Source organism: Citrobacter sp. LJND-P06 (assembly GCF_058188415.1).
The window spans coordinates 2,717,671-2,737,043 of sequence record NZ_CP187317.1; the positions used below are offsets into that span (position 1 = coordinate 2,717,671).

The window sequence follows — 19,373 nt, forward strand, 5'->3', positions numbered from 1 at the left end:
TGCTACACTGCGCGCCTGTTTTACTGCCGGTGGTATATTCTTGTGGCTCAACACGCCGTTTATTTTCCTGATGATTTTCTGACGCAAATGCGTGAGATAATGCCGTCCACACTCTGTTTTGATGATTTTCTTGCCGCCTGCCAGCGTCCGCTACGCCGCAGCATTCGCGTCAACACCCTGAAAATCTCCGTCTCTGCGTTTCTCGAGCTGACGGCCCCTTACGGCTGGTCGCTGACGCCCGTCCCCTGGTGTGAGGAAGGTTTTTGGATAGAGCGTGATGATGAAGAGTCACTGCCGCTCGGCAGCACGGCGGAGCATTTAAGCGGTCTGTTTTATATTCAGGAAGCCAGCTCAATGCTGCCGGTCGCGGCACTGTTTGCCGACGGAAATAGCCCACAGCGGGTCATGGATGTCGCTGCCGCTCCAGGTTCTAAAACCACACAAATCGCCGCCAGAATGCATAACCAGGGCGCGATTCTGGCTAATGAGTTTTCTGCCAGCCGCGTCAAAGTGCTGCATGCGAATATTAGTCGCTGCGGGATCAGTAACGTCGCGCTGACCCATTTTGACGGTCGCGTGTTCGGTGCCGCACTGCCAGAAATGTTTGATGCCATTTTGCTGGACGCCCCCTGTTCAGGCGAAGGCGTAGTACGTAAAGATCCTGATGCGCTCAAAAATTGGTCTATTGAGAGTAACCTTGACATCGCCGCCACCCAGCGCGAGTTGATTGAGAGTGCATTCCACGCGTTGCGCCCCGGCGGAACGCTGGTTTATTCCACCTGCACGCTCAATCGCGATGAAAACGAAGCCGTCTGTCTGTGGCTAAAAGAGACCTGGCCGGACGCGGTTGAATTCCTCCCGTTAGATGACCTATTTCCTGATGCAACGCGGGCATTGACGCCAGAAGGTTTTCTGCATGTCTTCCCACAGATTTTTGACTGTGAAGGCTTCTTCGTTGCGCGTTTACGCAAAACGCAGGCTATCCCTGCGTTACCCGCGCCAAAATATAAAGTCGGCAATTTCCCATTTACGCCGGTGAAAGGTCGCGAATCGGCACAGATTACCCAGGCGGCCAGCGCCAGCGGCCTGCAATGGGATGAAAACCTGCGCCTCTGGCAACGTGACAAAGAGATCTGGCTTTTCCCGGCGGCTGTCGAAGGGATGATTGGCAAAGTGCGCTTCTCGCGACTCGGCCTGAAATTAGCGGAAACCCATAACAAAGGGTTCCGCTGGCAACACGAAGCGGTTATTGCGCTGGCCGACCCTGAGCACAAAAATGCCTTTGAACTTTCGCCGCAAGAAGCAGAAGAGTGGTATCGCGGTCGCGATGTTTATCCGCAAACCTCTCCTGCCACCGACGATGTTCTGGTGACTTTCCAGCATCAGCCGATAGGTCTGGCAAAACGCATTGGCTCGCGCCTGAAAAATAGCTATCCCCGCGAACTGGTGCGCGACGGTAAGTTGTTTAGCGGTAATGCCTGAGGGCGCATAAAAATAACGCACTTTTTAACTGGCGCTTTTGCCGTCGTTGACTACGCTGAAAATTGGGCGATCGAACTGGTCGTACCACAATCAGCGTATTTCAACGGAGAGCAAATGATGAAAACCAGTGTGCGTATTGGCGCTTTTGAAATTGATGACGGTGAGTTACACGGTGAATCACCGGGGGATCGAACGTTAACCATTCCGTGTAAATCCGATCCCGATTTGTGTATGCAACTGGATGCCTGGGACGACGAAATCAGCATCCCCGCCCTCCTCAATGGAGAACATTCTGTTCTATTCCGTACCCGCTACGATCGCCATTCCGATGCCTGGGTCATGCGTCTTGCCTGACTCAAAAAGAACCCGTCGCCAGACGGGTTATTTATTTCTCCCTTTCCCTGTGACGATAACCTCTCCTACACTAACGGTACGGCAATACAATTTGAGGATGGAATGTTCGCACTGGTACTTTTTGTTTGCTACCTGGATGGCGGTTGCGAGGATATCGTGGTGGATGTCTACAATACTGAGCAACAGTGCCTGTACTCAATGGACGATCAGCGAATTCGCCATGGTGGCTGCTTCCCGATAGAAGACTTCATCGATGGATTCTGGCTGCCGGCCCAGAAATACAGCGATTTCTGATTACTGCAACTGAACCAACGTCAGTTCTCCACCGAACACGGCACCGGTATCAATATAGTGCAGGTTGTCCATATCCAGGCGATGACGTAACGGGGTATGACCAAACCAGAAGTGATCTGCGCCTGAAATACCGCCACCGCGTCCCGCCAGTCGTTCACTCAGACGCGTTCGGCTCCATAATACCTCGTGTAAGTCGACAGGCTTTTGCCACTGGTATTCATCATTCGGATAATCAGCATGCGCCACAATGTGCGTGCCATTCTGGCAATGTAGCTCCAGAATCCAGGGCAGCTCACAGCAATCTTCCAGCGCGCGCCTTGCCTGTGCCTGCTGTAAGGTCGGCAACGCCTTAAACCAGACCCCGCCATTCATCGACCATAACGAAGGCTCTTCTGATTTCAGCGCATCCATCGCCATTTGCTCATGGTTCCCTCTGATCGCCACCATCCAGTTTTTGCGCAGTAACCGGAGGCAGCCCAGGCTGTCTGGCCCACGATCGATAACATCGCCCACCGAGACCAGCAGATCCTGCCAGGGATCAAAATGGCATTCGCGTAATTTGGTCATCAGCAAGGCGAAGCATCCGTGGAGATCGCCCACTATCCAGACGTGCCGCCACCGTTTTCCCTCAATGCGCAGGTAGACATTTTCAGGCCGTTTCATCTCTCCTCCTCCCCCATACAACACACCGCCCAGAGGAAAAAACCAGGACAATTGAGGGGCGGAGTATGGAATAGTTTAAAAAGAGTACAGCGTGTGGCGCAGGTTTGTGCCAGGAAATGACAGCGTATTTATTACCCCAGTGGTGAAACAGAATAAAACAGCAAAAACGCGTTTTTTCCGCGAGTTTCCGCCCCCAGGGCGAAGACATCCCGTCGGGGCGCGGCAAAAATTCATCACGAATAGCAGCGCGCCACAATCGATAGCCTTGCGACATCACCGTTTCACAGGCATATGACTGAACATCTCATAGTGAATGATGTTCAGGCAGAAAATATCGCTATTGTTCATAACCAGGCGCAATGCTCGCTTCACATTGTCCAGCCGTTTCGCCCGGCAGCCTTACGATGGTAAAGCGCCGCATCCGCTTTTTGAAATAATTGACTCTCCGGCCCCATTGCCACACCGATACTCAATGTCACTCTGCACGTTGTTTCCTCCAGAGAATGACTTCTGACCTGCTTAATTAATTGATCAAGATTCTTCGCCAGCTCATCTCTTTCCATTACCAACAGGGCGGCGAACTCGTCACCACCAATACGGTAACCCTGCCCAAGAACACGCATTATGGTGGATGCAACGTGCTGTAAAACCACGTCGCCGGTTTGATGTCCGTAGGTATCGTTAACTATCTTAAAATTATCAATATCTATCAGCACTAACGCGAATGGCTCATTCCCGCTGTTTAATTTTCCCATGACGTTATCAAACGCCCGCCGGTTGAAAATCCCGGTGAGCGGATCGATATGCAGCGCCTGATGGTATTCGTGATAACGTTGCCGAATGCTCTCAAGCTCTGTCAGCGTTTTGTCAACGAACCATGCCTCATGCTGCGGTCGCTGGGGTTTCAGTTCATTCTGACGGTCGATGATGCGCAGTCCATTTTCCACAATACGCATCTCATTTCTGACTATGCGCAGCAGAGAACGAATTCCGAATAAGGCGACAATACAGATTGCCCCGAGCGGCAATAGCGCACGCGCTAATTCTTTATACAGAATGGTCAGAAATGTCTGCGGTGGCAGATACAGGTCAAGATCCCAATCAACATAGGAGAGCGGCCGGTGAAACAACATACCGTCATAGAGCAGCCTGAACATATTCTGCTCATTTTTAGCGTTCATTACCGTGTCTATTTTCGACAGCCATTGTGGTTTTATTACGGAGATCATGGGGCCATTGCGTTTACGCAGATACAAAGTCCCTGGGTTTTTCCCTAATGCCCTTTCCAGAATTTTGTTAATCCTGTCAAGTGACATATCCACCATCATGAGGCCCACGCCTTCACCCTTTGCGCCCTGAAAGCGACGAACAATCGTAAGGACTTTCTGCCCGGTAATGTATTCAGAATAAGGGCCGACCCATCGAATGACTTCCCCCTGCTCTTTCAGTACGGAATACCAGGGACGTCGGGATGCGTCATAATCAGCGGGCGGTATCCACGGAGGGTAGCATTCCAGACGATGGTCAGTGACATGATAAAAATAGATAAAATGCGCCTCTTTCTTGATGAGATGCACGACTTCCCAGGTTGAATCCTGTACGAACTCACCACGATGAATGGTATTGCGATCCACTCTGTCGCTCAGGGCTATAAGTTGCCGTTCACTTTCCTCCACCATATCTTGCAGATAAACGTTATCGAGGGTTTTCAACATCTGGCTATAATTGCTGAGGGTCTGATGCGCACTTCTCTGATAGTTTTGCACAATCACGACAATTGTGAGAAAGATAATGCAGATACCGATGCCCAGAGATAATTTTGCATATAAATAAAGTCGAGAGTTTGAATTCGACACGATATATCACCAACTGTCTATTTTTTATTCTTTAGTATCCAGCAAGGCGTTATGGAGGACTTTGTTCCTGCGAGGATGCAATAACACCCCGGCCACCAACCATAAAAACCTTCGTTGGTCATTTCTACGTCACGCATACAATATTTATAAACTGTTTTAAAATCGGATATATTTACGATGTTATAATCAATCTATACCCCATGCCTTTTGACACCCTTAAGTTAAATTAATAACACATTCATTAGCATACTAATTGCTACAATAATTATTGATAGCAATCAATAAAACAGTCTGTATGGCACACAAAATAGATAATAAAATCTAATCTGATTAAATTTATTACAGTGTGTTAGGGAAACTTGCTGTTATCGCAGAATTTGTCAGTCAGGCTTTAGGCTGAAAAATACAGATACCCATTCAGGTTTTGTCTCCTGAATGGGCAAAGTGGCTTATTGTGGCTACCAGGTCAGCGGCGTTGAGGTGTAGTCCACGAAATGGTGACCACCTTTTCCTTGATAACTTTCAAGAACGTTAGCCAATCCCTTCACGCTTTCTGCAACCGTAAGCGGTGCCTGCGCGCCACCCAAATCTGTCTGCACCCAGCCCGGATGCAGTGACAGAAGCGTCAGACCACGAGAATCTGTCTCCGGTAACAAGGCACGTGTCAGCATGTTCAGGGCAGATTTACTTGCCGAGTAAAGAGGTAAATCAGCCTGCGTGTTTTCGTTCAGGCTGGCAAGTATTGAACTGGTGAAAGCCAGGATGCCGGTTCCCGGCTTAACGGCATCAAGCACTAAATTTGCTAACCTGATAGGCGAGAACGTATTGGTCATAAACAACGACAAAAGCTCTTCTGGCGTCGCGGAACTGACTGACTGATGCTGCGGCCCTTGCACGCCAGCATTAATCAGAACGACATCATATTGCCCTTGCTGTAGCAACTGACCGAAAGCGGTGCTTTGCTGCACATCATTAATATCGAGAGTCAGCCACGTTATTGCTGGATACATTTCTGCTCCAGCATACTGCCTGCGCGTTGCAGAGACTGCCCATCCCCGTTGATGCAACTCCTGACTCAGACCAAGCCCGATTCCCCGAGATGCGCCAATGATGAGCGCCTGATATTGTTTACTCATATCTTCTCCATTTTCGTATGGTCGGATTACGTCCTGTACCAGAACTCAGTAGCAGTAAGCGGAACCTCCGACATCCTTATATCCGCATTCCAGTCAAACCCAGAGTGAAAGCGGAAATGTGAAACGCTAAGATATTACTGTTGAATGAAGCATAAGGAACGTTCAATTTGTGCTGAAATGATTTTTTCTCTGAAGGGTTAATCTATTTATCGCCGTGGCGGCAAACTCAGCGGCTAAACGCTTCTGGTACGGATAATCAAAAACACACAGCAGCCATCAGCAAGAATGCCGTAGCATTTTAAATATACCCATACCACTTTAATCAAAAAATAATTGATATTCCAAACCTTATCTAAATTCAATATATATAACTATTGAATTAATGAGGATACGGACAAAATCTCTCCACATTTTTAGCAACCGGTTCACTTTTGTAATAAGTTATAGCCTCTCCTGTTTTAGAAGATGCAACATCACTGAAATAAAGTTCATATCCATCTACTGGATGAGCGCCACGAGCAGAATAGATAGCAGAAATAAGTTCCTGGTCATTGAGTGTTTTAACTATTTCTGAGGATAAACCAATTTCCCCCAGCGCTTTTTGCGCGTCATCACCAGGGTCATTAGCTAAAAATTTTATCTCCGGAATTATATCTTTTGGCATGTTTTTAGTAGCAATTCCTTCTAACTCCGTTTGTAATCTACTGGGAGTAAGTGCAATAGCAGCATATCCCCATAAAGCAGCGAAGTCCGGGTTCTTATTCAGGTAATCAACAAATCCAGCTTCTTGTAAAGTATTCTTGTGTGTCGAGTTTCCGTATAATATTTTCATGTTACGCCTGAATTCTAAAAATCGCCCCTCCATTTCTCTCGCCATATTTTGTATGTCAGTTGATTTCCCCGACAGTCCTTTTTCTACACCTTTGGCCATTTCAAGACGAACTCGATCCCAATCTTCGTTTCCAAATTTCTCATCAAATGTTGGTTCTGTAAAATGGGGGTCAATATTCATACCTATTGCTTTGCTTTGCTGGATGCCTTCATCGTGTGCTTGTTGGAAAACAGTTTGCATATCTATTTTTTTTTGCAGAAATGACAATGCAATTGTAGCAAGTTTATTTTTTAGTGGGTTAAATAAAGCCGGATCTGCTATGGCACTTATAATTCCGGAAATGATTGGATTTTGGGATTCCAAAAGATAGTTTTTGATTGGGTTGGATACTGAATTGTCATATAAGATGCCAACAATTTGTTCAACAATAATTTTTTCCTGCCCTTCCGTTTTCGCTTTATCAAGCACTTGTTCAACTTCTTTAATCTGTGCCAGTGAGAGATCCGGTAACTCTCCGGGTTGATGATTACTGAATTTTTCTGGCGCGGATTGGTTATGAATTGGTGGTGTAATTATTTTGCTTACATGACTATAAGCAGATAAGGTTGTACTAACGGATGCGTTTTCTTGAGAAAGTGATGAAATAGTGGAAGTTAGCACTTCGCGCAAAATAAATGCTTCTGTTTTATTGACTACTTGCAACTGAGCTTCCTGTACCCAAACTTTAGCGCTATTTGCCTTTTCAATGTTACGGGTAAGTTGACCATGTAAATCACCACCTACAAATGTGAAGAACGCCAATATAGAAAACACACCTTTTATAATGCTTATGTATTTGAATAGTTTCTTTTCTTTTTCCACTATAACTTTACTTATTTGCATTTGCGTTAGCCATGCAAATAAAAGTATTGACATGCAAGCAAGAAGAGTCAAAACCCATGACCATTTAAGGACATCGTTTGTCTTAGATATATAATTATTAAGATCGTTGATATTGAGTGGTTCAATGCTTAACGTCTGAAAAGCAGGTAGAAACAAAGTAATAATTGCTGCAAAGAACATTGCCCAACCAGTTAAAAACACAGTCTTACTAATTCCATGAATGATTTTCATGGATGTGTTGCTTTTGTTTTCTGCTCCTTTAGAAACAAAGTAAGAGACAATTAGCAGAACCATTGATATTGAGAGCAATAAGTTCGTATTCATATTTTCACCTCTAACAATATTATAGTCAGAGACGTCATTGCTTTATGTAATAAATTAGTATGATTTTAAATGAACTTGTTATATATGTATTATAGAATATTCCTCATTCTTAATATTCTCTGTTATATGAGAAGAGAATTTTATAAATGAGCCCACCATCCAGCTAAGCAACGGGTTGAAGTTTCGTTGGAAAATTGACCAATAAATTAACTGGTGATAAGCGTAGGGATCTTCGAATGCAGGACACGGGATTTGATCCCCGTAAGCGCAATTCCATAAGCGACAAGACCTGAAGTTGCCGCTCCTCACTCACAGCCAAAATCGGACATTCATTTACACCACAGGTGTGTAATTCGTTAATGAGCATACACCCCTGTTGAGGTGAGCAGATTTACTGCGCCGCTACGACCAGTTATATCGCGTGCAATGATCGCGCAAGAGATCGAGAAAACGGCGGGCGGTGTTGGTAAGGGGCGATTTTTGTGAATAGAGAACGCAATATTGTGCCTGCGGCAGATTGTCGATCGGCAATATTGCCAGTTGTTGTTGAAACCAAATTGAGCGCACCATCGCTCTGGCAACCACCACCAGATACCCCGTCTCCAGTACCATATTCATGCCGCTAATAAATGAGTCAGTATGTACTGCTGGCGTGATCAGATGCTGATAAAGTTCACTCCATTCCAACTGTACCTGTTGGTAATACCCCATATCCGTTTTTGGCAATATCCATTTCGCCTCTGTCAGCTCAGCGAATGTTGAAGACCGGGACAACGGATTATCTTTGTGAGAAATAATGCAAAATTTGGCGCTAAACAGTGGCTCACAGATCACATCATCGAGCGGCAATTCTGGACTCACAGTACCGACGGCAAAGTCCAGTCGCCCTTCCCGTAACGCGGGTAACAGCGTAGAAAGTTGTGCTTCATGAATGAATACATTGGATTGCGAAAAGGATTGGCGAAACGCATCCACCAGCGCCGGTAACACAGTGAGGGAAAGTAAAGAGGAGCAACCTATTGCCACACTGCCTTGCTTAAGCTGATCGAGTTGTTGAATTTCATGAGCGGCGCGCTGGAGCTCTTCAAGGATCAACTGCATACGGCGCGAAAAGGCCAGCCCCGTTTCGGTGAGTGTCATTCCATGAGTGCTGCGAATGATTAACTGGGTTTGCAATACCTGTTCCAGTTCCCGAATAGTCCGACTCACCGCCGGTTGTGATTGCCCAAGCGCCCGCGCAGCCCCTCGAATGCTGCCACTACGAATCACCTGCTGAAAGACTTTCAACTGCTGAATCTTTGGTAAGTAGCGCATTCTGATCCCTATCAGAAAAAAACATCACTGATTAAAAATTAGTATCTTATGCCCCTTCAATAAAGTCGATAATTTCGATGGTGCAAGCACTGGTTATCAACATCATAAAGTGACACAAGTCACGCAAAAACAGACGCCACCCTATTCATTGGTTTTCCGGGTGATAATTAAAAGGAATACATCCGATGAAAAATCGTTCGTTGATGGTTTTTTTGCTGTTTATGGGTTATGCCGTGGTTTATCTCGATAAAACGATTATCGGCTTTGCACTGCTACCTATAGAAAAAGAGTTTCATTTACTGCCTGAGCAACTCGGTTATATTACCGGGATGTTTTTCCTCGCCTACTCGTTGTTTCAGGTTCCCGCAGGTTGGTTAAACGATCGTATTGGTTTTAAGAAAGTCCTCTGCTGTTCTTTGTTATTGTTGGGCGGATTTGCTCTGTGCTTTGGCTTGCTGGGCTTCAGTTTGGGCCTATTGGTCACTTTTCGTTTTCTTTCCGGTATGGGGCACTCAGGTTATCCAACGGCGTGCGCCAAAGCTGTCGTCGCAAATTTTCCTCTCGAACAGCGTACGTTTACCCAATCAATTCTGCTCTCTTCTGCCGGACTGGCGATGACCGTCGGGCCGCTGATCGCCGTCTATTTACTGGCGCATCTTGGCTGGCGTGGCTCATTTTCCGGGCTCGGGTTGGTCGCCTTCGCCATCATGATAGCCGTCTTGTTGCTGGTGCCAAATCCACCAAAAACAGCAGATGAAAAATCCGCGGCAGCCGCGGTGAGTTATAAGGGCTTATTGAAAAACCCTATCGTAATCCTGCTGTTTATCTCTATTTTTTGTATCAACATCCCTGCTTATGGCCTGTTGGCCTGGTTACCGAAATTCCTCGTTCAGCAACGAGGGATGCCAATAGGGACTTCCAGTCTGGTGGTTGCAGCGGGTGGTCTTGGGATCTGGATTTCCTCACTCGGTAGCGGCTGGCTGGTCGGGCGCTATCTGCAAGGACGTGAGCCCCTGTTTGTCTGTTGTAGCTCGCTACTCAGCGCATTGTGCATCTGGCTGGTATTTATCAGTCAAACGGCACTGGTTTCCAGCGTGTTCCTGTTTATTGGTTATATCTTCCTGATGGGTTCATTTGTCACCGTCTTCACGCTGCCAATGAAACGCCTGCAGACCAACGTTATCGGCGCGGGTATGGGCATGATTAACACTGGGGGAACACTCGGAGGCTTTATCGCGCCGATTGTTATCGGCTATTTAGTCACCCTCAGCGGTGATTACACGACGACCTTTCTCTTTTTAGCCATGGCTATGGTGGTTTCCGGGTTAATTGTCTTACCGCTGGCGGGCAAATCACGTCACCAACTCTCACCTGAAGGAATCTGAAAATGAATGCTGAACAACTCATCGCTGACGTGGAACAGGACGTCCTGACATGGCGTCGTCATCTCCACGCCAACCCGGAGCTGTCGTTTCAGGAGCATAAAACGGCCGACTATATCGTGGAGCAGCTTACGCGTTTTGGCGGGCTTAAAATCAGCCGTCCGACAGCAACGAGTGTAGTCGCGTATCTGCAAGGTGTTGCTGCGGGGCCATGCTATGCATTACGCGCTGATATCGATGCCCTGCCATTACAGGAAAAAAATGACGAGCCGTTCTGCTCGACCAATCCTGGGGTGATGCACGCCTGTGGTCATGATGCCCACACGGCGATGCTGTTGGGTGCCGCGCGCGTGTTGTCTCAGATGCAGGGGCAATTAACGGGGTCGGTCTGTTTTATCTTCCAGCATGCGGAGGAGTTGCCGCCGGGCGGCGCACAGGAGCTGGTTGATCTCGGGTATCTTGACGATGTGAGCATGATTTTCGGGCTGCATGTTTTCCCGACGGTTCCAACCGGGATAGTCAACATGAAGCAGGGGATTTTCAGCGCCGCCTGTGACAACTTCGACATCGTGATTCAGGGCAAAGGCGGCCACGGTTCGACACCGCATTATTGCATCGACCCTATTGTGATTGGCGCCGAAGTTGCCACGTCATTACAGAATATCGTCGCGCGTAAAATCGACCCGCTCACGGTGCCGGTGTTGAGCATCACCACTTTCCAGGCCGGTGCCAGTTACAACGTGATCCCCGATAGTGCGCGTCTGGCCGGGACACTGCGTACGCATAGCCGCGAGGTTCGCGAGAAAGTGCCACAACTGGTGGAACAGACCGTCGCAGGTATCTGCCAGGCCCATGGAGCAAGCCACAAAATTACCTGGACACGGGGTTTTTCCAGCGGCGATAACCATCCTGATGCGTGCGCTATCGCCCGCCAGGTGGTGGCAGATGCTTTAGGCCCTAACGCTCTGGAGGAGGTTGATACTCCACTGTTTGGCGGGGAAGATTTTTCGTCATATCAGGCGAAACGGCCAGGCTGCTTTCTGTTTATCGGCTGCGGCAATGAGGCTATCGGCGCCACCCATGGCCTGCACAATCCCTACTTTAAACTGGATGAGGCCGCCTTGCAGGTAGGTGTAAAACTGCATGTGGGCTTTATTCGTCAACTATTGATGCGTTAATCCATAAGAGCTGGCCCATCAGGCATTTTTGTTGCGGCCAGCCTGAACACCTCTCAGATCATGAAATAAAGCCGGGCCGGGCACCGGTAAGAGAATGAATTCGGCAAGGGTTTTGCGCAAAAACAACGGGGATATCAGTCGGGAAAATGACAGAGAAGTACCTGGATACCAGAAAAAAGAGGATGTGATGATCGGTTTTTTTTCGGCGTAAATGAATTGTTAATGTTAATGTCGGGTGGTATAACGGGAAATGACCGGATGTTGAAATTCGGGAAAATTTCGGGATTTTTCGGACATGATGTCTTAAACGCCTGAAATTTAAGCCAGATAAAAAGAGACCGAATACGATTCCTGTATTCGGTCCAGGGAAATGGCTCTTGGGAGAGAGCCGTGCGCTAAAAGTTGGCATTAATGCAGGCTAAGTCGCCCTGCCCTTTAAGAATAGATGACGACGCCAGGTTTTCCAGTCCGTGGCTAAAGTGGCTGGAAAAAAAGGACGCTTGTTACCCGCTACAACGTAAAAACCGCAAGTTCTTCTGCGAGAAACTTGCGGTTTTTTATTGGAAATCAGAAAGATATTTCTGACAATTAACAGAGTTTTTCTGCTCTTTCGATAAACGGCGCCAGGCTCATTTTTTCGCCAGGCTTCGCAGGATCGTCAATCTGAATAATGGTAATCGGCTGAGCATTGGTTTTTCCGCTGCTTACCTGCTGCTGCGCGATATCATTGAGCGGGTATTGCACCAGCGTGCTGGGGTTGATCACATACAAGGCATTCCCCGCCCGACACGTCAGCATCACTTCTTCACGGTTAAAGGCCCACTTATCTTTACCAACTTCAAAGCGGCTTACGGTGATCACCTGAGGAGCTGCCAATGCTGCTCCTGAACTTGCCAGTAGCAGCAGAGAAAGAATCATTTTTTTCATACGTTTTGCCTGTCCATCAGAAAGGTTCCAGGGTCGCAAACAGGCTGACAATGGCCAACACGACGCCCCCAATTCCCCATTCAATTTGAGTCATCCAGATAAACCAAAGATTTGCGCGGTGATTTTCTTCACGCATCCGTGGTACGAGAACATACCGATTCGTCAGCGCAATTGCCACCATTAGCAATACCAGCGCAATTTTTAGCACCAGTAACTGCCCGTACGCGGTATGCCATGGCGCGGTAAATCCGGTAATAAACAAGAGATTAAAGATACCGGTCAGTAATACGCCCGCCACAAACGCGTGCCCATAACGGGAAAAACGCATCATGGTGTCAATGGCCTGTTCGCGCCAACGGCTTCTTGCGATGCGCATACAGTAGATAACGGGCAGCAGCCCGCCAAACCAGGCCGCCGCGCAGATCAGGTGCAGGGCGTAGTTTGTTTTTACCAGCCCACCCAGCACGCCGTGATGTACGGCGGCATGCCCTACGCCTGCGAGGAAAAGCAGTTGGCCCAGCGTAAGGATCAGCAGCAAACGCGGCAAATTACGCGGCACAATCAGCACCACACCCAGCGTGACGAAGGCCAGGATAATCTGCCATAGCCAGACGCCGCCAAATTGCGTTTGCAAGACCGCGCCCCACACGGGGACGGAAAAGACATCCGGCCAGCCGGAGCCCATGATTCCGCCCTGAACCATAAACATCAGCCCAGCGCTGATAAAACTCCACGTCGCGGCATGTTTTTGCAGACGCAGGAAACGGCGCGCCATCAAACGGCGTATCGAAAACGGCGCCAGCCATGCGCTATACAACGCACAGCCGAACACCAGCATCAGAGCGGTAAAATGGATAAATCTGAGCGCTATCCAGATGAATGTCAGCATAGTCACTTCACGCTAAAGGTGTATTGCCCTTTGGTTTTATGCCCGTCCACCGAGACGACATGCCAGTCCACCGTGTAAGTTCCCGGGCTCAGAGGCTGGTCAAGCGGGACGACCAGTTGTTTTTGATCCTGTTCGTTGCGCTTCGCTTTTTGCGTTTTAATGATGTCCTGTTTTGATCCCGTTACCGTTATCCCGCTGAACCCCGGTTCAATACCTTCAGAAAAATTCAGCGTAATGGTTTGCAAAGTCGAGTCAACCACAGCATTCGCGGCAGGATACTGGTGTGTCAAATGCGCATGGGCCCAGGCGGCAGGAGCAATCAGCGTTGAGAGAAGAAAGATAAATGCATAACGCAGCGATGGTGCAGCAAAAACCATATCAAATATTCCTTTTTGTTATGTCTAACCCTATGAGAATAACCTTCAATAATGATTGAGTCGAGAATCATCAATTGTGGCTTGCCATTGCGCCTGGGAGTTAGTAACTTTTGCGCGCACTTGATGAGGAGAAGCGCATGAAAACAAATCTGGCCCTACTTGAACAGGCTGAAATGGATAAGGTCAACGTCGACCTGGCCGCTGCGGGTGTGGCGTTTAAAGAGCGCTACAACATGCCGGTCGTTGCCGAAGTTGTCGAGCGCGAGCAACCAGAACATTTACGCGGATGGTTTCGCGAACGGCTGATCGCACACCGTCTGGCCTCCGTTTCGCTTTCACGTTTACCTTACGAGCCTAAAGTTAAATAAAGCTTATATAACGTTACACTTCCTTACATGACAATTGCTACAGTATAAGAGCATTCTTAAGCCCTGGTTTAAGGATGATTGTAGACACTATGAAAAGGAAGTCATTATGTCACACTGGAAAATCGCCGCAGCACAGTACGAACCCCTACAAACCAGCCTGGCGGAACACGTTGCGCACCACCTGAAATTTATTGAGAAAGCCGCCAGTCATCGATGTGAACTGCTGGTCTTTCCTTCCTTGTCGCTGCTGGGATGCACCGATCAGGATGATTCGCTGCCCGCTCCGCCCGACAGCGCGTTATTACAGCCTTTAACTCACGCCGCCGCCACCTACCGCATGACGATCATCACTGGTTTGCCGGTGGAGCATCACTCCCGTTTCGTTAAAGGTATTGCGGTGTTTAGTCCCTGGCTCTCTTCGCCGTTAACCTTTCATCAAAGCCATGGCGCCTGTATTGCCCGGCATCTAAAGACCATCAACGTTGTCGACGAGCAACCTGAAGGCATGGATATGGATCCGGCGTTTTCGCTATTCACCACCGGTCAAAGCGTGAGTGAACCTAACCTGCAGGCTTCCACCTCCCGATTACAGCGCTTTTCGCATCAATTCGCGATTGCCGTTTTGATGGCAAATGCGCGTGGAAGCAGCGCATTATGGGACGAAAGCGGTCAGCTTATCGTCCGTGCTGACCGCGGTTCGTTATTGTTAACAGGTCAGCGTACCGCACGGGGCTGGCAAGGTGATATCATTCCACTTCGCTAAGCGTTTTGGTCAGGAGCCTCCCATGTTGCGCATTATAGATACAGAAACCTGTGGCCTGCAGGGTGGAATTGTTGAGATCGCGTCAGTTGACGTCGTAGACGGCAAAATAGTGAATCCCATGAGCCATCTGGTGCGTCCTGACCGCCCCATTAGCCCGCAGGCGATGGCTATCCACCGCATTACCGAGGCCATGGTGGCTGACAAACCGTGGATTGAAGACATTATTCCGCTCTATCACGGGAGTGAATGGTACGTCGCGCATAACGCCAGTTTTGACCGTCGCGTTTTGCCGGAGATGCCCGGCGAGTGGATCTGCACCATGAAACTCTCCCGTCGGTTATGGCCGGGAATTAAATACAGCAACATGGCGCTGTATAAATCACGCAAGCTGAGCGTGCAGACACCGCCGGGGCTTCACCATCACCGCGCGCTGTATGACTGTTACATCACGGCGGCTCTGCTCATCGATATTATCAACACCTCAGGCTGGTCGGCAGAACAGATGGCCGACATCACCGGTCGCCCTGCGCTTCTCACCACCTTTACGTTTGGCAAGTATCGCGGTAAAGCGGTTTCTGAAGTGGCGCAACGCGATCCGGGCTATCTGCGTTGGTTGTTCAACAATCTTGACAGCATGAGCCCGGAACTGCGTTTAACGCTAAAACACTATCTGGATAACGCTTAAACGTCGGCCTGTCCGGGCAGAGTCCCCTGTGCCAGCGCAATCAGGAAAGCGAATTCCAGCGCCACGCCTTCATACGATTTAAAGCGTCCTGACTTACCGCCATGGCCGGAATCCATGTCCGTACACAGCAGCAGCAGGCGCTCGTCGGTTTTGAGTTCCCGCAGTTTTGCCACCCATTTGGCAGGCTCCCAGTACTGCACCTGGGAATCATGCAGGCCGGTGGTGACCAGAAGATGCGGGTAGCCCTGCGCGCGGACGTTATCGTAAGGGCTGTAGCGCTTCATGTAAGCGTAATATTCAGGATCCTGCGGGTTGCCCCACTCTTCAAACTCTCCGGTGGTCAACGGGATCGACTCGTCGAGCATGGTGGTGACCACATCCACAAACGGAACCTGCGCAATCACGCCGTGAAAAAGTTCAGGCCGCTCATTAATCGCAACGCCCATCAGCATTCCCCCTGCGCTTCCCCCCATGCCATAGCACAATGAAGGCGAACCGTACCCCAGATTGACTAAGGCGTCACAGGCGTCCAGATAGTCGTTGAAGGTATTTTCTTTTTTCAGAAACTTACCGTCTTCATACCACTGTTGCCCCAGTTCACCGCCGCCGCGCACATGCGCGATGGCGTAGACAAAGCCCCGATCCAGCAGACTTAGTCGACTGCTGCTGAAATCAGCATCCATACTGGCGCCGTAGGAACCATAGCCATACACCAGCAGCGGGTTATGATGTCTGCGAAAATGCTTTTGATGGTAAACCAGTGAAACCGGCACCTCGGTGCCGTCACGGGCAGTTACCCACACGTGTTCGCTGCGATAGTTCGCCGCGTCAAATCCAGGCACACTGGTCTGTTTAAGCACCCGTCGTTCACCGGTATCCATATCCAGTTCAAATAACGAATCCGGCGTCGTCATCGACGAGTAGCCATAGCGCAGGCGTGAGGTTTCCGGTTCCGGGTTGTAGGCAATCCAACTCACATAGGCCGGATCGTCAAACGCTATCCCCACCACTTCACCTGTTTTACGGTTTATTTGCCGCAGACTGGTCAACCCGCGCTGACGTTCTTCCACCACCAGCCAGTCGGTGAAAAGCGTGAACCCTTCCAGCATGATGGCCTCTCGCGGCGGGATCAGCGTTTCCCAGGCGTTTTCATCACGAACACGCGTGCGGTACAGCCCAAAATTTTTACCCTGCCGATTTGAACGCAGATAAAACGCATGTTGGTAGTGATCGAGGCTGTATTCATGATCTTTACGGCGCGGCAAAAACACAAACGGTTCAGCGTCGGCAAGCTCAGCGTCGATCAGGCGTACTTCACTGGTCGTCGCGCTGGCGAGTTGGATCACCACATAATGCCGGGACGTCGTTTTATGCAGACTGACATAAAACATATCGTCTTGTTCTTCGTAGACCAGTTCATCGCTGGATGTCGGCGTTCCAACGCTGTGACACCACACCTGGTACGGCAGCAGCGTGACGGCGTGTTTACGCACGTAATAGAAGGTCTGTGAATCATTCGCCCACACCAGTTCCGGCTCAACATTGTCCAGCAGTTCCGGATACCAGTTGCCGGTTTCCAGGTTGCGAAAGCGGATCCCATACTGGCGGCGGGAAAGATAATCTTCTGCCAGCGCCATAAGGGTGTTGTCGGGGGAAATCGCAAGCCCGCCCAGCGTATAAAACTCGCTGTGTGCCGCGCGCTGGTTGCCGTCCAGCAACGTCTCCCATTCATCCCACTCTTCAGCGAACGCGGATTGTCGCTGGTAAATGGCGTATTCGCCCCCCGGCTCATAAAGATGCCGGTAGCGGTAGCCATTCTTAATGTAAGGCGCAGAGACGTCCTGAGGGGGGATCCTGTCGATAATTTCTTTTAACACACGCTCTTGCAGCGCCTGTTGAGAAGCCATGACCTTGTGGCCGTAAGCATTTTCCTGATGCAGATAATCCAGTACATCAGGCTGCGCACGGGAGTCGTCGCGCAGCCAGTAGTAGTTGTCGATACGGGTGTCGCCATGCACGGTCATGGCGTGAGGAATTTTGTGCGCTTTTGGTAGCATGTCGTTGTTCTTTTGCAATATACACTCTATAAGGTGTGGCAAAAGTTACGCGCAATGCAAGCGAAACATGCGACGTCACAAGGTAGATTAACCCGGTAACGCCTGTTTTTGTTGTTGTAAATCCCGCTCAATATCTTCCCGGACGTCCTGCGGGATCTTCAGGGCATCGCCCAGCGCGTTGAGGTAGCTGCGCTCCATAAAGTGGTCAATATCGATTGCCGCACAGCTCAGGAAGTAAATTTCCAGCGCCTCTTCTTCATTACGGATCCCCTGCGCCAGCCGCTGCGGGTCGAGCGGTTGTTCAATGGCGTGCTCAATGAGTCTGCGTCCCTGCTCTTCCACACCGGCTTCTCGCAGTTGCTGTTCAATAGCCACCCGCTCTTTCGCATCGATATGTCCGTCGCTTTTCGCCGCAAAGACCAGCGCCAGAATCAGTCGTTCGGTACGCACGTCAAGCGGTGTGCACTGTGTGCCAAACTGCGGTTCATCCTGATGCGCCGTACGGACTTTATCTTTGTACTTATTCCATAACACCGTGCCGGCGACAGCGCCGCCGCCCACCAGCAACGCGCTGGTGCCGTATTTGGTCAGTAGTTTGCGAGACGATTTATTGGCGACCAGTAACCCCGCCAGGCCGCCTAACGCACCAGGCACCAGCAGTTTACTGAGCCCCTGATCACCAGAAGACGATGACGAAGACCCTTTTTGCCCGAGAAGAGATTGTAATTGGTTCAGCCAGTTAGCCATGTAGCCCCCTCAAGTACAGACGATTTGTCGTCCAAGCGTACCCGAGGGGATGTCAGGAAGTGTCTATATCCGCAAAAGATGCGCAAATTCGGTGATTAGCGCAATTGGTACTCCGCCTTTCCTGCGCCACAATCGACGCTCACCTGATAGTGAAGATCGGCGCTTTTACCGCGCGCGGTCAGCGGCACTGACCATTTACCCTCTTTGCCCACAATGTCCTGCGCATTTACCCATACCACCGGATCGATTTGCCCCAGCGTTTTTTGATCATCAGTCCAGCGCACAATGCGGTTTTGCTGATAATCACGCTTTACGCTCGCGGCGATACCGTCAGCATCCAGACCTTCACACTTCGGAAACGTCACCGATTTGCTGTCGGGATTATTGGCGGCGAAGGCCGATACGCTGGCGGATAACAACAGCAGGCTCAACAGCGCTCCTCTCTTATTCATACTTTTCTCCTTAGCACATGATTCAGGAAAAGCATGGTACAAAACGTCAGGAGCGCAAGTCAGATTCAGGCAGCCTGGGTATCTTCCTCTGAGGACGCCGCGTTATCGACGGCCTGTGGAGAAGGTAATTTGCCGGTTTTCAGGATCGTACTCAGCACATCCTTCTGTTCAGCCAGCCAGAGAGACAGCGCTTCGCGTTGTTGATCCTCCAGGGCGACCGGAGACTGTTCAAGCCACATGTCGAGCAAATCTGCTGTATCGAGCATTTTGTCGTATGCATCGGCTTCCTTTTTGCTGGTAAAAGACATCTTCTCCTCACCTTCCCGAATGACTACGTATTTAACTTCAACCGCCATTTTGCAGCCTCTCAATATACCTGTATTTTTGTACAGTATATTACTTTTCGGCATT

20 protein-coding genes are annotated in these 19,373 nt (G+C 49.5%); 8 read left to right on the plus strand and 12 right to left on the minus strand.

Annotated features, from left to right (window positions below; genetic code table 11):
• The first annotated feature begins 42 nt into the window (after positions 1-42).
• The 3 genes from rsmF to ACO7SM_RS13050 all read left to right on the plus strand — a co-directional run bounded on the left by rsmF (position 43) and on the right by ACO7SM_RS13050 (position 2,130).
• Positions 43-1,482 carry a 16S rRNA (cytosine(1407)-C(5))-methyltransferase RsmF gene (gene rsmF, locus ACO7SM_RS13040; RefSeq protein ID WP_490467894.1) on the plus strand — a complete coding sequence of 480 codons (1,440 nt, stop codon included), beginning with the start codon at positions 43-45 and terminating at the stop codon, positions 1,480-1,482.
• A 117-nt stretch (positions 1,483-1,599) separates the two neighbouring features.
• A complete protein-coding gene (locus ACO7SM_RS13045; protein WP_490470947.1) occupies positions 1,600-1,836 on the plus strand; it encodes a DUF1480 family protein in 237 nt (78 codons plus the stop codon).
• A 102-nt stretch (positions 1,837-1,938) separates the two neighbouring features.
• Positions 1,939-2,130 (plus strand): YdfD/YebW family protein, encoded by a 192-nt coding sequence (locus tag ACO7SM_RS13050; protein ID WP_192611918.1) that lies wholly within the window; start codon positions 1,939-1,941, stop codon positions 2,128-2,130.
• On the opposite strand, the gene pphA is transcribed toward ACO7SM_RS13050, so the two are convergent.
• The 5 genes from pphA to ACO7SM_RS13075 form a co-directional block, all read right to left on the minus strand.
• Positions 2,131-2,793 carry a protein-serine/threonine phosphatase gene (gene pphA, locus ACO7SM_RS13055; RefSeq protein WP_490467895.1) on the minus strand — a complete coding sequence of 221 codons (663 nt, stop codon included), beginning with the start codon at positions 2,791-2,793 and terminating at the stop codon, positions 2,131-2,133.
• 368 nt (positions 2,794-3,161) lie between these two features.
• On the minus strand, positions 3,162-4,508 hold the full coding sequence (locus ACO7SM_RS13060) for a sensor domain-containing diguanylate cyclase (RefSeq protein WP_490467896.1): 1,347 nt from the start codon (positions 4,506-4,508) through the stop codon (positions 3,162-3,164).
• Positions 4,509-5,107: 599 nt separating this feature from the next.
• On the minus strand, positions 5,108-5,785 hold the full coding sequence (locus ACO7SM_RS13065) for an SDR family oxidoreductase (protein ID WP_490467897.1): 678 nt from the start codon (positions 5,783-5,785) through the stop codon (positions 5,108-5,110).
• A gap of 379 nt (positions 5,786-6,164) precedes the next feature.
• Positions 6,165-7,823, minus strand: coding sequence for a hypothetical protein (locus ACO7SM_RS13070; protein WP_490467898.1), 1,659 nt, complete (start codon positions 7,821-7,823; stop codon positions 6,165-6,167).
• 402 nt (positions 7,824-8,225) lie between these two features.
• Complete coding sequence (locus ACO7SM_RS13075) at positions 8,226-9,137, minus strand: LysR substrate-binding domain-containing protein (RefSeq protein ID WP_490467899.1); 912 nt, start codon at positions 9,135-9,137, stop codon at positions 8,226-8,228.
• Between the two features lie 185 nt (positions 9,138-9,322).
• Between ACO7SM_RS13075 and ACO7SM_RS13080 the strand changes: the two genes are divergently transcribed.
• Both ACO7SM_RS13080 and ACO7SM_RS13085 read left to right on the plus strand, forming a co-directional pair.
• Positions 9,323-10,522: an MFS transporter gene (locus ACO7SM_RS13080; RefSeq protein WP_490467900.1), complete on the plus strand. Its 1,200-nt coding sequence runs from the start codon at positions 9,323-9,325 to the stop codon at positions 10,520-10,522.
• A 2-nt stretch (positions 10,523-10,524) separates the two neighbouring features.
• Positions 10,525-11,697, plus strand: a complete 1,173-nt coding sequence (locus tag ACO7SM_RS13085; RefSeq protein WP_490467901.1) for an amidohydrolase — start codon at positions 10,525-10,527, stop codon at positions 11,695-11,697.
• Between the two features lie 588 nt (positions 11,698-12,285).
• Here the strand turns inward: ACO7SM_RS13085 and ACO7SM_RS13090 are convergent.
• Genes ACO7SM_RS13090 through yobA form a run of 3 tightly spaced genes read right to left on the minus strand, consistent with a single transcriptional unit; the run spans position 12,286 to position 13,890 of the window.
• Positions 12,286-12,624, minus strand: coding sequence for a YebY family protein (locus ACO7SM_RS13090; RefSeq protein ID WP_490467902.1), 339 nt, complete (start codon positions 12,622-12,624; stop codon positions 12,286-12,288).
• Between the two features lie 16 nt (positions 12,625-12,640).
• Positions 12,641-13,513: a copper homeostasis membrane protein CopD gene (gene copD, locus ACO7SM_RS13095; RefSeq protein ID WP_490467903.1), complete on the minus strand. Its 873-nt coding sequence runs from the start codon at positions 13,511-13,513 to the stop codon at positions 12,641-12,643.
• A gap of 2 nt (positions 13,514-13,515) precedes the next feature.
• Positions 13,516-13,890, minus strand: coding sequence for a CopC domain-containing protein YobA (gene yobA / locus ACO7SM_RS13100; protein ID WP_490467904.1), 375 nt, complete (start codon positions 13,888-13,890; stop codon positions 13,516-13,518).
• A gap of 137 nt (positions 13,891-14,027) precedes the next feature.
• Here yobA and ACO7SM_RS13105 point away from each other — a divergent pair, with 137 nt between their 5' ends.
• From ACO7SM_RS13105 to exoX, 3 genes are all read left to right on the plus strand, one after another.
• The gene (locus ACO7SM_RS13105; protein ID WP_162383786.1) at positions 14,028-14,258 is read left to right on the plus strand and encodes a DNA polymerase III subunit theta; all 231 of its coding nucleotides are present in this window, start codon (positions 14,028-14,030) and stop codon (positions 14,256-14,258) included.
• 106 nt (positions 14,259-14,364) lie between these two features.
• Positions 14,365-15,021 (plus strand): nitrilase-related carbon-nitrogen hydrolase, encoded by a 657-nt coding sequence (locus tag ACO7SM_RS13110; protein ID WP_490467905.1) that lies wholly within the window; start codon positions 14,365-14,367, stop codon positions 15,019-15,021.
• A 22-nt stretch (positions 15,022-15,043) separates the two neighbouring features.
• On the plus strand, positions 15,044-15,706 hold the full coding sequence (gene exoX, locus ACO7SM_RS13115; protein WP_490467906.1) for an exodeoxyribonuclease X: 663 nt from the start codon (positions 15,044-15,046) through the stop codon (positions 15,704-15,706).
• Here exoX and ptrB read toward each other — a convergent pair.
• The 4 genes from ptrB to yebG form a co-directional block, all read right to left on the minus strand.
• Entirely contained in the window at positions 15,703-17,763 is a 2,061-nt protein-coding gene (ptrB, locus tag ACO7SM_RS13120) for an oligopeptidase B (RefSeq protein WP_490470948.1), read from the minus strand. The genes exoX and ptrB overlap by 4 nt on opposite strands.
• 87 nt (positions 17,764-17,850) lie before the next feature.
• Entirely contained in the window at positions 17,851-18,510 is a 660-nt protein-coding gene (locus tag ACO7SM_RS13125; protein ID WP_490467907.1) for a tellurite resistance TerB family protein, read from the minus strand.
• 95 nt (positions 18,511-18,605) lie between these two features.
• Positions 18,606-18,962 carry a protein YebF gene (gene yebF / locus ACO7SM_RS13130; protein ID WP_490467908.1) on the minus strand — a complete coding sequence of 119 codons (357 nt, stop codon included), beginning with the start codon at positions 18,960-18,962 and terminating at the stop codon, positions 18,606-18,608.
• Between the two features lie 65 nt (positions 18,963-19,027).
• Complete coding sequence (yebG, locus tag ACO7SM_RS13135; protein ID WP_490467909.1) at positions 19,028-19,318, minus strand: DNA damage-inducible protein YebG; 291 nt, start codon at positions 19,316-19,318, stop codon at positions 19,028-19,030.
• Positions 19,319-19,373 lie beyond the last annotated feature (55 nt).